The 15,499-nt window shown below is 53.0% G+C and carries 13 protein-coding genes; 7 read left to right on the forward strand and 6 right to left on the reverse strand.

Annotated features, from left to right (window positions below; all coding sequences use genetic code 11):
- Positions 1-34: 34 nt before the first annotated feature.
- The 7 genes from PSCS_RS03540 to PSCS_RS03570 all read left to right on the forward strand — a co-directional run bounded on the left by PSCS_RS03540 (position 35) and on the right by PSCS_RS03570 (position 9,137).
- Positions 35-1,450 carry a sigma-54-dependent transcriptional regulator gene (locus PSCS_RS03540; protein ID WP_068810420.1) on the forward strand — a complete coding sequence of 472 codons (1,416 nt, stop codon included), beginning with the start codon at positions 35-37 and terminating at the stop codon, positions 1,448-1,450.
- Between the two features lie 542 nt (positions 1,451-1,992).
- The gene (pcnB, locus tag PSCS_RS03545; RefSeq protein ID WP_106387072.1) at positions 1,993-3,543 is read left to right on the forward strand and encodes a polynucleotide adenylyltransferase PcnB; all 1,551 of its coding nucleotides are present in this window, start codon (positions 1,993-1,995) and stop codon (positions 3,541-3,543) included.
- Positions 3,540-4,187 carry a deoxynucleoside kinase gene (locus PSCS_RS03550; RefSeq protein WP_068810421.1) on the forward strand — a complete coding sequence of 216 codons (648 nt, stop codon included), beginning with the start codon at positions 3,540-3,542 and terminating at the stop codon, positions 4,185-4,187. Before pcnB ends, PSCS_RS03550 begins: the two co-directional genes overlap by 4 nt.
- A 44-nt stretch (positions 4,188-4,231) precedes the next feature.
- Positions 4,232-5,044 (forward strand): 3-methyl-2-oxobutanoate hydroxymethyltransferase, encoded by an 813-nt coding sequence (panB, locus tag PSCS_RS03555; RefSeq protein WP_068810422.1) that lies wholly within the window; start codon positions 4,232-4,234, stop codon positions 5,042-5,044.
- Positions 5,045-5,048: 4 nt separating this feature from the next.
- Complete coding sequence (gene panC, locus PSCS_RS03560; RefSeq protein ID WP_068810423.1) at positions 5,049-5,924, forward strand: pantoate--beta-alanine ligase; 876 nt, start codon at positions 5,049-5,051, stop codon at positions 5,922-5,924.
- A gap of 28 nt (positions 5,925-5,952) precedes the next feature.
- Entirely contained in the window at positions 5,953-7,887 is a 1,935-nt protein-coding gene (acs, locus tag PSCS_RS03565; protein ID WP_068810424.1) for an acetate--CoA ligase, read from the forward strand.
- Between the two features lie 68 nt (positions 7,888-7,955).
- Entirely contained in the window at positions 7,956-9,137 is a 1,182-nt protein-coding gene (locus PSCS_RS03570) for an acetyl-CoA C-acetyltransferase (RefSeq protein WP_068810425.1), read from the forward strand.
- A 49-nt stretch (positions 9,138-9,186) separates the two neighbouring features.
- Here the strand turns inward: PSCS_RS03570 and PSCS_RS03575 are convergent, their stop codons facing one another.
- The 6 genes from PSCS_RS03575 to PSCS_RS03605 form a co-directional block, all read right to left on the reverse strand.
- A complete protein-coding gene (locus PSCS_RS03575) occupies positions 9,187-9,612 on the reverse strand; it encodes a TIGR01244 family sulfur transferase (RefSeq protein ID WP_068810426.1) in 426 nt (141 codons plus the stop codon).
- Positions 9,613-10,027: 415 nt separating this feature from the next.
- Positions 10,028-11,119, reverse strand: coding sequence for a molybdenum ABC transporter ATP-binding protein (modC, locus tag PSCS_RS03585; protein WP_068810428.1), 1,092 nt, complete (start codon positions 11,117-11,119; stop codon positions 10,028-10,030).
- Positions 11,116-11,826 carry a molybdate ABC transporter permease subunit gene (gene modB / locus PSCS_RS03590; RefSeq protein WP_068810429.1) on the reverse strand — a complete coding sequence of 237 codons (711 nt, stop codon included), beginning with the start codon at positions 11,824-11,826 and terminating at the stop codon, positions 11,116-11,118. Before modB ends, modC begins: the two co-directional genes overlap by 4 nt.
- A gap of 9 nt (positions 11,827-11,835) precedes the next feature.
- The gene (modA, locus tag PSCS_RS03595) at positions 11,836-12,630 is read right to left on the reverse strand and encodes a molybdate ABC transporter substrate-binding protein (RefSeq protein WP_068810430.1); all 795 of its coding nucleotides are present in this window, start codon (positions 12,628-12,630) and stop codon (positions 11,836-11,838) included.
- Positions 12,630-13,547, reverse strand: a complete 918-nt coding sequence (locus tag PSCS_RS03600) for a TOBE domain-containing protein (RefSeq protein ID WP_106387070.1) — start codon at positions 13,545-13,547, stop codon at positions 12,630-12,632. Before PSCS_RS03600 ends, modA begins: the two co-directional genes overlap by 1 nt.
- Positions 13,548-13,732: 185 nt before the next feature.
- A complete protein-coding gene (locus PSCS_RS03605; protein ID WP_068810431.1) occupies positions 13,733-15,286 on the reverse strand; it encodes an SLC13 family permease in 1,554 nt (517 codons plus the stop codon).
- Positions 15,287-15,499 lie beyond the last annotated feature (213 nt).

Here is a 15,499-nt window from a genome sequence, read left to right on the forward strand (position 1 = left end):
TCTGAAAAATTGATCTGATGTTGCAGAGTATATTATGACGGTACCGCATAGAGTTCTGGTAGTTGAAGATGAACAAGTGATTCGCACGGCCCTGCGCCGGTTGCTCGAGCGTCATGATTACGTGGTCAGTGAAGCCGGTTCGGTCAAAGATGCTGCAGCGATTTTAAAGAAAGAGACTTTCGATATCATCGTCAGCGACCTGAGACTACCGGGTGCGCCGGGTACTGATATTATCAAGGAAACGCGGACGCCGGTGCTGATCATGACAAGCTACTCAAGCTTGCGCTCGGCCATTGATGCCATGAAGCTGGGAGCGGTTGATTACATCCCCAAACCCTTTGAACACGAAGAAATGCTTCAGGCTGTCGCCCGCATCATCGAAGATCATGCATCAAAGGCTAAGGAAGCAAGGCCCTCAGACAGCGCACCAGCAACCGCGCCGCACGATTTACCTGATGAGCCGCCCGTACCTGGCATGATTGGCAGCTGTCCGCAAATGATGGAGCTGTTTCGCCGAATCCGTAAAGTCGCCATGACCAACTCCACCGTTTTGATCAATGGCGAATCCGGTACCGGCAAGGAACTGGTGGCACGTGCAATCCACGACCTCAGTGACCGCCGCGAAGAAGAGATGATTTCTGTCAATTGTGCCGCCATTCCCGAAAACCTCATCGAATCGGAACTGTTCGGCCATGAAAAGGGCGCCTTTACCGGAGCAACAGCCAACAGAACCGGCCTGGTCGAAGCTGCCAACAACAGCACGTTATTCCTGGATGAGATCGGAGAATTACCCCTGGATGCACAGGCTCGCCTGTTACGCGTCCTGCAGGAGAGCGAAATACGTAAAGTCGGCTCAGTGCAGTCAAGAAAAGTCGATGTGCGTCTGGTTGCCGCCACTCACCGGGACCTGAAACAGCTGGTCATCGATGGTGACTTTCGTGAAGACCTGTATTACCGGATCAATGTTATGGCACTGCTGTTACCACCTCTGAAAGAACGCGGTAACGACATACTGGAACTGGCTGACGCGATACTTGAGCGCACCTGTAAGCGCCTGAAATCACCATTGCTGAACTTTACAGAGGGCGCGACACAGGCCATTTCCACCTATCCGTGGCCAGGTAATGTGCGAGAGCTGGAAAACGCCATTGAAAGAGCCGTGGTTCTGGCTGAAAGCGATAAAATTGGTCCGGAGCTACTCGCCATCGACCTGAATAACAAAAAAACCATTCGACCGCTGACTGAACGGGATCAGACCAGCGCTGAATCACTCGAGGCCAGCGTCCCTTCAGAAGAGCTATCATTAGAAGATTACTTCCAGAAATTTGTATTGGAACATCAGGATCAAATGAACGAAACCCAGTTGGCAAAGAAGCTGGGGATCAGCCGCAAATGTCTCTGGGAAAGACGTCAACGATTTGGTCTGCCGCGAAAGAAAAAACAGGCATAAACTGTTACCGATACCCATCTACCCATAACTATAGGGCAATTTGGTAACACATTAGACAAATGGCCTAGTTTAAATGGACTAGTAAAAACACTAAGTTACTGTTAATAAACAATTTACTAATTCTGGCACGGTAAGTGCATTATATACGTTCAATAACAATAACAAGACACAATAAAAATAACCTCTGATAATAAAAACAATGGCATCCAACGTCGGTGCACAAAAAAAATAACAATAACCAATCAGGCGCATAGAACAGACCGGGACTTCCGGCAACTATGAACACTGTATATTAGCAAGGCACTTAATGTGGTGCCGCCCAAACAAAAACAACAATATATAACAATAAAAACAATACATACCTTCCTTGCGGGGGGGTCGAGTCACCCCCCAGAACATTTCCACCTGCAAACTCCCGCAACTTCAGTGTATTATTACCCTTTTGATATCTGGCACTTATTTTGTTGCCTGAAATCCGCTATTGTCGGTATCAGCAACCTTGTCAGGTATACCCCTATGTCAAAATGGAAACCAGAGTTACAATGCTGAAGCGAATTGCCAAACTTTTCCTAGGCAAATCAACAGTCTCGGCGCCAGCGAAGAATGCTGAAAAACCCGCTGAAACCGACTACACACCCCGACCAGCCAAACAGGGTCAGCGCCAGCAACGCAAATCGACGGCAAAGAAACCCCAAGATGGCAACTCCCCTGCTGACGGTTTTACGCTCTCGCCCCAGGATCTGGCCAGTATTACACCAGCAGACGTCAGTATTGTTAAACGTGATGCACACAATATTTCCCGCCGGGATATCTCCCCTGCCGCGCTGAAAGTACTATATCGCCTCGGTGATGCAGGCTATCAGGCCTTCCTGGTCGGTGGTGGGGTCCGAGATTTGCTGCTTGGTGGCCACCCGAAAGACTTTGATATCTCTACCGATGCAACGCCCGAGCAGGTAAAGTCTGTTTTCAGAAACGCACGCATCATTGGCCGCCGCTTCAAAATTGTTCACGTCCGGTTTGGCCGAGAGATTATTGAGGTAACGACCTTTCGCGCCCACCATGACACCGAGCCCCTGACAGAAGACCAGGATCGAAAGTCCATTAAACACCTTGATTCAGCGCATGCTGCCAGCGGCATGATTCTGCGCGATAACGTTTATGGCAAGATCGACGAAGATGCCATACGCCGGGACTTTAGCGTCAACGCGATTTACTACACGACAAAAGGGTTTGCGCTGCTCGACTTCGTTGACGGGCTGGCGGACATAGAGGCTCGCCAGATCCGCATGATAGGCGATCCTGCGGTGCGCTACCGCGAGGATCCAGTACGTTTGCTCAGAGCGGTCAGGCTGGCTTCCAAGCTTGGTTTCGAGATAGAGTCTGCGACCAAAGCCCCGATTAAAGAACTGGCGCCATTACTCGCCTCCATCTCCTCTGCACGCCTGTTCGATGAAACCGTCAAACTCTTCACCACAGGTAAGGCTCAGCAGACTTTCAGTATGCTGAGAGAGTATGACCTGGCCGACTATCTGTTTAAACCTGCTCTGGAAGCATTGGACCAGGCCAAACCGGTTCATGCCCGCATACTGGAAAAAGCGATGAGTAACACTGACTTGCGGCTATCACAAGGCAAGTCAATTACCCCTGCATTCATGTATGCCGCCCTGCTTTGGCCTGCCCTGCATCAGCAACTTGCGCAATTGCACAACAACAGTGGTCGTCCCCCAATGCCAATACTGCAGCAAGCCGCTTCCCAGGCCATTGTGGAGCAGCTGAAGTTTACCGCCATTCCCAAGCGGTTGACGGCCATGATGCGCGAAATTTGGGAGCTACAATGGCGACTAGCACCCCGTTCTGCCAAACAGGTGGAAAGTGTGTACTCACATCCCAAATTCCGGGCAGCCTACGACTTCCTCGTATTACGTGAGGAAGCCGGCGAGGATACCGCCCAGGCAGGGCAATGGTGGACAGCGTTTCAAGCCTGCGACAATGCCGGCCAGCGCGCTATGATGGAGCAGTTGGTACCGCCCGCTGGCAAGAAGAAAAACAAGCGACGACGTCGCAAAAAACCCCAGGAGACCGGCAAGGCGTGACCACACTTCCAAGATACATTGCTGTTGAAGGTCCGATAGGGGTTGGCAAAACCAGCCTGACACGCCGCCTGGCAGACAGCTTCAACTATGATCTGGTACTTGAGAGACCGGAAGAGAATCCCTTTCTTGAGCGGTTCTACAGAAATCCACAACAGCATGCTCTGGCAACTCAGCTGTTTTTCCTGTTTCAGCGTGCCCGTCAGCTACAGGAATTGAAGCAGGATGACCTGTTTGAACCGGTACGGGTGGCTGATTTTCTGATCGACAAAGACAGGCTGTTTGCCCGTATGAACCTGGATCCTGATGAGTTTGGCATTTATAACAATGTTTACGATCATCTGACGATTGACGCGCCCACGCCGGATCTGGTCATTTTCTTACAGGCACCAACCCCGATCCTGCTGGAACGCATCCAGAAACGTGGTATTGCTGCGGAACAGACCATCACTGCCGACTACCTGGAGAATCTCAACAACGCCTATACCGAGTTTTTCCACTACTACGACAAATCCCCTTTGCTGATCGTTAACAGCAGCGAGATTGATCTGGTAGGTAATGACTCAGACTATGAGCAACTGCTTCAACAAATCCTGTCTGGCCTGCATGGTGTGCAGTACTTCAATCCCAAGCCAACCTTGCTGTAAAACGGATCGCACGCTAAGCTGCGATTTCTGATTGGGGGAGCACTATGAGTGTACAATCGTCGCGAGCACACATTACGCTCAGCACACTTAACAAATTACATGCCGAAGGCAAGAAATTCGCCAGCCTGACAGCCTATGACGCCTGTTTCACGCAAATACTGAACCAGGCCGATGTCGAAGTCATACTGGTTGGCGACTCGCTGGGCATGGTCCTGCAGGGCCATGACAGTACCCTGCCCGTCACCATGCAGGACATGGTTTACCATGTCGCCTGCGTCAAACGTGGTAACAGCCGCGCTTTTATCATGGCTGATATGCCTTTCATGAGCTATTCCACCGACAGTGAAACGCTGGACAACGCCGCCTCATTGATGCGGGCGGGCGCGGAAATGGTCAAACTGGAAGGTGGCGCCTGGCTGGCCAGCTCCACCCGGCTGTTGGCGGAGCGAGGCATTCCTGTGTGTGTACACCTGGGACTGACACCTCAGTCAATCAATCAGATTGGCGGCTACATGGTACAGGGGCGAGCTGATAAACAGGCCGAAACAATGTACCAGGATGCCCTGGCACTTGAGAATGCAGGCGCCAGCATGGTGCTACTGGAGTGTGTACCAACTTCTCTGGCAAAACGCATCACAGAGGCGCTTAACATTCCGGTTATTGGCATAGGTGCCGGGCCGCATACGACCGGCCAGGTTCTGGTTCTACACGATATACTCGGTATCTCACCCATACGCCCGAAGTTCGTCAAGAACTTCCTGGCCGGCACGGAAGGCGATATTACCCGCGCCATTCAGAATTATGCCGAGGATGTCCGGGAAGGCCGTTTCCCCGGCCCCGAGCACAGCTTCAACTGATGTCATGCAAACAATCCATACCATCAACGAGCTTCGCTCAACACTAACCAGTTATCGTCAGTCTGGGCAAACCATTGCTCTGGTACCTACCATGGGCAACCTGCACGACGGACACATCAATCTGGTAGACCAGGCTAGGCGACTTGCCGACATCACAGTATGCTCCATTTTCGTCAACCCCATGCAGTTTGGCGCAGGTGAGGATCTGGATGCCTACCCCCGGACACTCGCGCAGGACAGCCAGCGACTCACAGCTGCCAACTGTGATGTGCTTTTTGCACCGACCGTATCCGAGGTTTATCCGGAGGGGTTGCAGGAACAGACCGTGGTCCATGTTCCCGGCATCTCTGCCCGCCATTGTGGCGCCAGCCGACCAGGACATTTCGACGGTGTTACCACCGTGGTCAGTAAACTGTTCCACATGGTTCAACCGGATCACGCTCTGTTCGGCCTGAAAGACTATCAGCAGTTCCAGGTGATCCGCAAAATGGTCGCGGATCAGTGTTTCAACATTACCCTGCATGGCGTCCCCACCGTCCGTGACCAGCATGGACTGGCATTGAGCTCTCGCAATGGCTACCTGACAGCATCACAAATAGAAACCGCCCGTCACCTGTATCGCCAGCTTTCGCTAGTCGCCTCTGACATCCGGCAAGGTAATAACAACTTTTCATCACTGGAAAACAACAGTTGTCAGTACTGGGAGTCTCACGGCATTCGTATGGACTATTTCCGGATATGCCATTATCAGACACTACAGCCGATGACTGAGTTAACCGACGATGAGCTGGCTGCAGCTGATCATTGCGTGTTATTGCTTGCCGCATTCGTCGGCAAAACACGTTTAATTGACAATATGGTAACAAGTCGCCCAATTTGATAACAGGATCAGAGTTTAGGAGAGCAGTATGTCAGAAAAGCATGTTTACCCGGCTGAACCTCAATCGCACAGTCTTATTGACAAAGAAGCCTATGAGGCGATGTATAACGCCTCTATTGAGGCGCCCGAAACCTTCTGGGCAGACCAGGCAAAAGCCTTCATCGATTTCATTGAACCCTGGGACACAGTAGTCAGCGGTGATTTCAGTAAGGCAGACGTCAAGTGGTTTGCGGGGGGCAAACTTAATGTCTGTTACAACTGTGTTGATCGGCACCTGCCCACCCGCGCTGATCAGGTTGCCTTGATCTGGGAGGGCGATGAGCCGGACACCAGTGACACTATTACTTATCAGGCGTTGCACGAAGCGGTCTGTCGCTTCGCTAATGTACTGAAATCCCGGGGAATTAAAAAAGGCGATCGGGTCTGCATTTACATGCCCATGATTCCCGAAGCCGTCTATGCCATGCTGGCATGTGCCCGCATTGGTGCCATTCACTCGGTGGTATTCGGTGGCTTCTCTCCCGACTCCATACGTGACCGTATTCTTGATTCAGCCTGCTCGGCTGTCATCACCGCCGATGAAGGCGTCCGCGGCGGCAAGCGTATCCCCTTGAAAAGCAATGTCGATACAGCGCTGGCAGGCTGCCCTGACGTAGCGACAGTAGTAGTGGTTAAACATACTGCAGCTGATATCGACTGGCATGAAGAGCGTGACATCTGGTACCAGGAGGCGGTAGCTTCGGCCAGCACGGATTGTCCGGCTGAACCGATGGACTCCGAAGACCCCCTGTTTATCCTCTATACGTCAGGCTCAACCGGCAAACCCAAAGGCGTCATGCATACCACTGCCGGCTACTTGCTCCAGGTTGCCATGACGCACCGTTATGTATTTGATTACCGCGAAGGGGAAATTTACTGGTGCACCGCTGATGTAGGCTGGGTGACGGGACACAGCTACATCGTCTACGGCCCACTTTGCAATGGTGCCACCTCTCTGGTCTTCGAGGGTGTACCCACTTACCCTGATGCCTCGCGATTCTGGCAGGTCATCGACAAACACCGGGTCAATATTTTCTATACGGCACCGACCGCACTCCGTGCGCTGATGGGCCAGGGTGATGAACCCGTCAAACGTTATCAACGCAGCTCCCTGCGAGTGCTGGGCTCAGTTGGCGAACCCATCAACCCGGAAGCCTGGGAATGGTATCACCGCGTGGTCGGCGATGGTCGCTGCCCGATTGTCGATACCTGGTGGCAAACTGAAACCAGCGGCATGATGATTACGCCCATCGCTGGCGTCACTGACCTGAAACCCGGATCCGCGACCAGACCTTTCTTTGGCGTTAAACCAGAGTTAGTCGATGCAGAAGGCCAGGTTGTTGAAGGGGCAGGCAAAGGTAACCTGGTGATATCGCAAAGCTGGCCAGGCCAGATCCGCTCTGTATATGGCGATCATCAGCGCTGTATTGACACCTACTTCAGTGCTTACCCCGGCTATTACTTCACCGGTGACAGCGCTGAACGTGATGCTGACGGTGATTATTGGATAATCGGTCGTGTTGATGATGTTATCAATGTCTCAGGACACCGTCTGGGGACTGCCGAAATTGAAAGCGCACTGGTCTTGCACCCGCAAGTTGCCGAAGCGGCTGTCGTGGGATATCCCCATGATATCAAAGGCAGTGCCATCTACGCCTACGTGACGTTAATGGCAGGAGTGGAAGACTCAGATGAACTGAACGCCGAACTGGTCCGTTTCGTCGCATCTGAAATCGGATCTTTTGCTAAACCTGAGATCATCCAGTTTGCACCCGGATTGCCGAAAACCCGTTCCGGTAAAATTATGCGCCGCATCCTGCGCAAAATTGCCGCCAATGAAACGGAGCAACTGGGGGATACCACAACGCTGGCTGACCCTTCAGTCGTACAGGCACTGATAGATAACCGGGTTAACCGCGGCTAGTCGCCGGTTTGTAACCGGGGGACACCCCGGGTTGCCATGGATTCAAGGACAAATTAAAGGATAACATCATGACAGATATCGTCATTGCTGCCGCCGCTCGCAGCCCGATAGGCACATTTCAGGGCAGTTTGTCTTCGCTTTCTGCGGTTGAAATTGCGACTCAGGTCATGCAGGCCCTGATCAAAAAAACCGGAATTAATGCTTCAGCAGTTGATGAGGTCATACTGGGCCATGTACTGACCGCGGGCTGTGGCCAGAATACCGCGCGCCAGGTCACCATTAACAGTGGATTGGACCAGGCCACACCAGCAATGACGATCAATAAGGTTTGTGGATCCGGACTCAAGGCTGTCCACCTGGCGGCACAAGCTATTGCCCAGGGGGATGCCAATCTGGTCATCGCTGGCGGTATGGAGTCGATGAGCCAGTCGGCGCACGTTCTCCCCCACTCTCGCCAAGGCCAGCGTATGGGACACTGGCAGGCTGTGGACTCGATGATCGGTGACGGGCTTTGGGATGCGTTTAATGACTATCACATGGGTATCACCGCCGAAAACCTGGCTGACCAATACAGCATAAGCCGGGAAGCACAGGACGCCTTCGCAGCAGCCTCCCAGCAGAAAGCCAGCGAGGCTGCTTCCAGAGGGGCATTTGCAGAAGAAATCGTGCCCATCGCGGTTCCCCAGCGCAAGTCTGACCCCATCATGGTCGACCAGGATGAAGGGATTCGCGCTGGCACAACCGCCGAATCGCTTGCCAGGCTGCGCCCGGCATTCAAGGCTGACGGCAGTGTCACAGCGGGTAATGCCTCCGGTATTAATGACGGTGCCGCCATGGTGCTGGTCTGCCGCCGGGACGTTGCCGAGCAGCACGGGCTGGTGCCATTGGCCACCATACGCGCCTGGTCCAGTGCTGGTGTCGACCCGGCCATCATGGGTATCGGCCCGGTATCAGCAACCAGACGTTGTCTGGAAAAAGCTCAGTGGCAATTACAGGATATTGATCTGATAGAGGCTAACGAAGCCTTCGCCGCGCAGTCGCTGGCGGTTGCCAAAGAGACTGGCTGGGACATGGACAAGGTCAACGTCAACGGCGGCGCGATTGCATTGGGACACCCGATAGGTGCTTCCGGGTGCCGGGTACTTGTTACCCTGATTCATGCCATGCAGCAACGCGAAGCAAGGAAAGGCCTGGCCACCTTATGTATTGGTGGCGGCCAGGGTGTTGCGATAGCGGTGGAACGACCTTAGCGGCCATGTATCAAGTCCGGTGACTTCAGGGCTCACAGTCAGTGATTGACTATTCTGACTGCTGAGCCAGCCACCCTGCTACACCACGCAAGTCGTAGCCGTGCTCAGCACCAAGCTTCACAATTTCTTCAGGTGCCATGCCTTTCAAACCGTTAGCCAGCCCCCACAGCTGAATGGAGCGAGTGCCACTGCGGCAGTACGCCAGAATAGGACGTTCAGCGTCATCCAGTGCCTCAGTAAATTTGGCGATATCTTCCAGATTTAACTGGCCCGATACCACAGGAATATAACGGAAGTCGATCTCGTGCTCTTCGGCAACCGCCTGTATTTCAGCGCGGATAGGCTGATCAAAGCTTTCCCCGTCGGGTCGATTACAGATAATCGTTTTATAGCCAGCGGCAGCCATTTCATCCACATCATCCGGTAGCAACTGTTCTGCTACAGAAAAATCATCTGTTATCTTCTTTGCTTTCATCTTGATTCCTTAATGTTATCCAAGGCTTTCGAATTAATCTGGCGCGCAAACATGCATCAAAATGCCGCTGGTTTCAACTCTGATCCGAAACACTAACGCATCCGGGAGCAGTAATCGAGCCACGGCTGTGACGAAAATTGCATCTGCACTCCAGGTAGCTCTCGCAAACTGCCAGTTGCCAGCCGATGACAGGCGCGAAATGCCTCATCTTCTTGATCTTTCACAACACCTTGTATATTTACAATCCCAACACCACAACTCATTTGTTCCAGATAAGTATCAATCACCAGAGGCGGCAGGGAGGCCGCTGGAGAGGGCTGCCACCAGAGCCGCAACCCATCCCCAGACAAGACTTGTAACCAGTCTGCATAGCGAACGGGTGTGTACAGGCCACTCGACTCAGGTGCTTCTGACTTTATTGTAACAAGGCTGCAGATTTCACAAGCGCCCAGACTGGCATCCCGAGTATCAGGCCCAGCCGTGACACAGATGCCGACGTCAGCTCTGCCATCAACAGTTGACCATCCGCTAAAGTCAGCCTGACCAGCACTAACCCATCGTCCTTTTCAGTCAAACCGCTAATCTTCGCAGCGAGGTGGTTTTGAATACTGATCTGAGTCGGGTCTGTTAATGCAATACTGACATCACGGGCATAGATCTGCAGGCGGTGGTTTTGGAATGCTGTCGAACCTGAGTGTAAAGACATGTACTCAGGCGAGCTTCTGACATGAAGGTGGTACGAGGTGGTAGAGAACATGCCCCAGCCACCGTTGCCTTCGATCACAAACTGCCCCTGTAATACCGACACAGCCCCTTCATCTGCAAACAGCGGGGAAGACGGGTCTTGCAGTGCTTCAGCAAGCCTGACTACCGGGGCAACCGATCCATTCTCCATAAACCCGATGTGATCAGCCAGTCGCAGTACTTCATCGGTTGAGTGAGTCACCAGCAATGTCGGTGTCTCTGTGTCCCGGACGACCCGGGCCAGATAAGGCAGTATCTGGCGTTTGGCAACAGCATCAAGAGCAGCAAGTGGCTCATCAAGTAACAACAGATCAGGGCTGGTCATCAGCGCACGCCCAAGAGCCACGCGCTGACGCTGGCCACCCGACAACTGGTCGGTTCTGTGTTGCAACAAAGACTCCAGCGCCAGCATCCGGTAGATTTCTTCCGGCGCCAAACGTCGTTGTGCTGGCTTTGTTCGGCGCCAGCCATACTCCAGGTTTGCCCTGACATCCAGGTGAGGCAACAAACTCGCCTCCTGAAAAACAAGACCGATTCGCCGCTTTTCAAGTGGCACACAGAGACTTTCATTCTGCCAGTCGACACCATTAAATGAGACATTGGACATGGCACCTCTTTCCAGCCCGGCCACAATACGCAGCAGACTGGTTTTACCACAACCTGAGGGGCCATACAGAGCCGTCACCCCTTTGCTGGGGAAACTCTGGGCCAACTGCAAACAAAAGGCATCCCGCTGCCAGTTAACGGAAACATTCAGACTCATGAGTTCACATTCCGTTGAGCAAACAGACTGAAACGGCGCTGCCTGCCATAGACAGCCACCAGGATCAGGAAAGAAAATACCAGCATCAGCAGCGACAGCCGGTGAGCATTCTGAAAATCCAGTGCTTCAGCATAATCATAGATCATCACCGATAACACTCTGGTTTCCCCAGGGATCGAGCCACCCAGCATCAGAATGACACCAAATTCCCCCATGGTATGAGCGAAGCTTAATGTGGCTGCAGTCACCAATCCGCCGCGACACAGGGGAAACACAACCGTCAGCAACCGATCCATTGGTGAGGCTCCCAGGGATGCCGCAACTTCCAGCGGTCGATGCCCTAGTCGGCCAAAAGCATCTTGCAGCGGCTGAACAGCAAAAGGCAGGGAATAGATCAATGAGGCCACCACGATACCGTTAAAGCTGAAAGCCAGGTGGTTCAGCCCCATACTTTCCAGGGTTTGACCGATCCAGCCTTGCGGCCCCAGCAAAATCAGCAAATAAAACCCAAGCACAGTCGGCGGCAGTACGAGCGGAAGCGCCACCAAAGACTGAACTACGGTATGAAACCAGCTGCCTCCGCGTGCCAGCCACCAGGCCAGCGGGGTTGCCAACAACATGAGCAATAGCGTGGTGATGAAGCACAGCTTCAACGTTAGCCAGATCGCCTGCCAGTCTGCTGGAGTGAATGCAAAGAAGTCAGACATGTGTCCCGCTTACTCAGCCAGCTCGGCGGGCGTTTGCTGCCCGACCTGCCTGGCAGACAGAAAACCGGCACTTGAAAGAATAGACTGCGCTTGCGAGGACATTACAAACTGTGAAAAGGCAGCAGCAACCGGATTGGACTGACCGCGTGCTGTGACTACCATGGATTGATTCAAAGGCAGGTGGCTTGTGGCATCAACACGCATATAAGGCTGTTGCTGCATCGCTTCCTGATTCGCCAGCGAAGCAGCCAACAGGGCGACATCAGCAGCGCCGCTTAGTGCCATTCTGGCTGTCTGAGACACACTTTCCCCATAGACCAGTTTATCCTGCACCTGGTCCCAGATACCATAGTGAATCAACGCCTCCCTGGCTCTCTGACCATAAGGTGCAACATCCGGCTGGGCAATGGCTATACGACGCACCTCAGGCTTCAGCAACCCTTGCCAGCCAATTTCTCTGGCATCACGACTGGCGCTCCACATCACAAGCTGTCCCGCGGCGTATAGCCTGGGCACCGAAGTCTCTGGTTGCGATTCAGCAATTTGCTCCGGGAACTCAGTATTGGCCGCCATAAACACATCAAATGGTGCACCGTGGAGAATCTGGGTCGTTAACCGGCCAGATGAGCCATACACCAGAATGACATGATCACCGGGGTGTGACTGTTCGAAGGCCTCAACCAGGCGATCAAGTGTCGGTCGCAAAGAGGAAGCAGCGGCAACAGTCGCGTCCCCGGCACTGGCGAAAGAAAAGCAAAAAACCTGCGCCAGCAATATGCCAATGAGTGTACGGAGCTGACACATCACTCTGAATCTCCATGGTGAATAATAATACTGGAAGCATTGATCAGCGCCGTCAGTATCCTTCCCGGTTTGATATCCAGCTTTTTGACACTATCCATCGTCACTATTGCAGTCAGCGTATTGCCTCCTTCCAGTTGCAGGCTGACTTCAGCATTGACGGCGCCATCTGTTACACGGCTGACTTTACCTGTGAGGCTGTTATCTGCCGTTGTTGACGCGCCATCAACACCATCAGCCAGCAATACCCAACTCGCTTTGATCAAGGCTTCAACCCTGTCACCGGGTGTTAGTGACATCGCCCGCACACTCTCTTGCGTACAAGTCGCAACAAGACGATCATCACCAATAAGCCTGAGGGTAATCGCGGTATTAACGGCACCCACGTCAACCGACTCAATGGTGCCACTCAGGATATTTCTTGCACTGCTTCTCATGTTCATTCGCCTGATTGTTTTTAGGCTGTGCCAGAGCGATTCATCAGCCCCTTCGGCGGCCACCAGCGCCAGCATTCGATTTTGCAAATCGCGGATATTGTTGATGTCGCCAACCAGCCGTTTACCGGCTTCAGTCAATTCTGCACCACCACCACCTTTGCCGCCGTGTTTAGCAGCAATCAGCACAACGCCTGCCAGGTTATTCATGGCGTCCACAGCATCCCAGGCAGCCTTGTATGTCATACCAACATATTTTGCTGCTGCGCTTATCGAGCCTAATTCCCCGATAGCAGCAAGAAGAGAAAGACGGCGTGGCGAAATATCGCCGCCGTCCAGTTGGAGCAGCAGAGGAGCTGTGAGCTTGCCCAATTCGTCACAGACAGCGATGGCAGCATTTGCAAAACCAGCTGTGTTATCAGACTTTTCTGAGGCTCGCCGACCCGAAGAAGCTCGTCGGTCAGCCTGGGAACGACGTTCGCTCATTACCCCTACCCTCATCTACCCTCTGCATCTATATCCCCTGCCTCTATATATACCCAGCAATATAACGACTACCAATATATACCAAACTAAATAACCCTTGCAAGCTACGTAGCGACGCTTTTCTGATGGATAACAGGTCGTGTGCGTCCGGTGAGAACAGCAGGCAAGCTCTGATGCCTGCTGATCTAAAGCTGAAACGCGGGGGGGATAACATCCAGGCTGAGATTCCACAAAGGAGGCACAAGGAAGTAGACCGCGAGGGTGATCAGTGCCGCTGCAGTCAGGTTTAATAAAAAACCCACCCGCATCATTTCTGTCATCCGCAACCTCTCTGTTGCAAAGATGATGGCATTCGGTGGCGTGCCAACCGGCAGCATAAATGCACAGTTTGCAGCCATTGCACAAGGGATCATCAAAGCAAACGGGTGCAGATTGAGCGCCAGTGCCAGGGAAGCCACCACCGGTACAATCATGGTAGCAGTGGCAGTATTTGAGGTGATTTCCGTCAAGAACAGGATCAGCAGACTGGCCAGGGCAATTACCAGGATGACCGGCAAACCGTCCAGCACTGTTAACTGGTTACCCATCCAGTCTGACAGACCGGTGACACGAAAGCCGGTGGCAATCGCCAGGCCACCACCAAACAGCAACAGTATGCCCCAGGGGATATTTTTTGAGTCTACCCAGTTCAGCACTCGCGGCGAATCCGCTTGCTTTGCCGGAATCAAAAACAGTGCGACTGAAGCAGCTATGGCAACCATACCATCAGTAATTTCCGGGAACACATTGACCCAGATGAAAGAGCGGGTAATCCAGAAAAATGCCGCCAGAGTAAACACGCAGGATACGGCTTTCTCTTCCGGTCCGATGGGGCCTAATGCCTCTCGTTCCTTGCTGATCATCTCGCGTCCACCGGGCAATCCAGTGATCGACATTCGGAATGCGTAGCGTCCCAGATAAACCCAGGCGATTAATAGCAACACTGCCACCATCGGTACACCGATCAACATCCAACTGGCGAAGCTGATTTCAAAACCGAATAATTCGCGCGCCTGCGCTGCCAATATAATATTGGGCGGTGTACCGATCAGTGTGCCCAGGCCACCAATAGTGCCAGCATACCCCACGCCAAACAAAAGCGCTTTTTCAAATACCGGTATATCAACCGCTTCAGGCCGGTCTTTTAAGGCCGCAGCGACCTGGCTTGATATCGCCATGGCCATTGGCACCATCATCATCACAGAAGCAGTGTTTGACACCCACATGGAAAGAAAGGCTGTCGCCAGCATAAAACCCAACAGGATACGTTGTGTACTGGTGCCGACAAAAGCAATGATAGCCAGGGCGATACGACGGTGAAGACTCCACTTCTCCATTGCTGTAGCGATGAAAAAGCCCCCCAGAAACAGGTAAATGATATCGTTGCCGTAAGCTGAAGTGACGGCGCTGTTGTCCAGCGCTCCGGTTATGGGTAACAGCACAATCGGCAGAAGTGAGGCCGCCGGGATCGGCACCGCTTCGGTCATCCACCAGATAGCAACCCAGATTGTGGTTGCCAACACGGCCCGGCCTTCAGGACTTAAGTCTGCTGGCGTAAAAAACAGCAACGTCAACAGGAACATCAAAGGACCTGCCACCAGGCCGATACGTTGACTCAGTGAATAAGAGGATACCGAAGAGGAGCCGGACCGGTCGGCTGTATTTGCCGGGAAGAGCAACGAAAGCAAGCGTTTAAACATGTCTGATTTTTTTATTTGTGGGAGTCAGTCAGGCAGACTAAAGCAGAGTCTGGATATTGTCCAGTCGGCGAGCAGGGCATCACTCCACATTCCGAAGCCGACCACTGCCTAACGGCCTTTCACCCAGCAGCCGAAAACTCGCCTGACGGCTCAAACAGTTCGGCTGCGATTGCGGGTGAAGACCGCTAGGCAAAGCGTGGTCTGACTGGCTAC

The organism is Pseudohongiella nitratireducens, from assembly GCF_001642735.1.
In the GTDB taxonomy this organism is placed as follows: Bacteria; Pseudomonadota; Gammaproteobacteria; order Pseudomonadales; family Pseudohongiellaceae; genus Pseudohongiella; species Pseudohongiella nitratireducens.

What these genes read in the sequence shown, in the direction of transcription:
- PSCS_RS03540 (WP_068810420.1), top strand. Translation starts at nt 35, where the DNA reads ATGACGGTACCGCATAGAGTTCTGGTAGTTGAAGATGAACAAGTGATT.
- pcnB (WP_106387072.1), top strand. Translation starts at nt 1,993, where the DNA reads ATGCTGAAGCGAATTGCCAAACTTTTCCTAGGCAAATCAACAGTCTCG.
- panB (WP_068810422.1), top strand. Translation starts at nt 4,232, where the DNA reads ATGAGTGTACAATCGTCGCGAGCACACATTACGCTCAGCACACTTAAC.
- panC (WP_068810423.1), top strand. Translation starts at nt 5,049, where the DNA reads ATGCAAACAATCCATACCATCAACGAGCTTCGCTCAACACTAACCAGT.
- acs (WP_068810424.1), top strand. Translation starts at nt 5,953, where the DNA reads ATGTCAGAAAAGCATGTTTACCCGGCTGAACCTCAATCGCACAGTCTT.
- PSCS_RS03570 (WP_068810425.1), top strand. Translation starts at nt 7,956, where the DNA reads ATGACAGATATCGTCATTGCTGCCGCCGCTCGCAGCCCGATAGGCACA.
- PSCS_RS03575 (WP_068810426.1), bottom strand. Translation starts at nt 9,612, where the DNA reads ATGAAAGCAAAGAAGATAACAGATGATTTTTCTGTAGCAGAACAGTTG.
- modC (WP_068810428.1), bottom strand. Translation starts at nt 11,119, where the DNA reads ATGAGTCTGAATGTTTCCGTTAACTGGCAGCGGGATGCCTTTTGTTTG.
- modB (WP_068810429.1), bottom strand. Translation starts at nt 11,826, where the DNA reads ATGTCTGACTTCTTTGCATTCACTCCAGCAGACTGGCAGGCGATCTGG.
- modA (WP_068810430.1), bottom strand. Translation starts at nt 12,630, where the DNA reads ATGTGTCAGCTCCGTACACTCATTGGCATATTGCTGGCGCAGGTTTTT.
- PSCS_RS03600 (WP_106387070.1), bottom strand. Translation starts at nt 13,547, where the DNA reads ATGAGCGAACGTCGTTCCCAGGCTGACCGACGAGCTTCTTCGGGTCGG.
- PSCS_RS03605 (WP_068810431.1), bottom strand. Translation starts at nt 15,286, where the DNA reads ATGTTTAAACGCTTGCTTTCGTTGCTCTTCCCGGCAAATACAGCCGAC.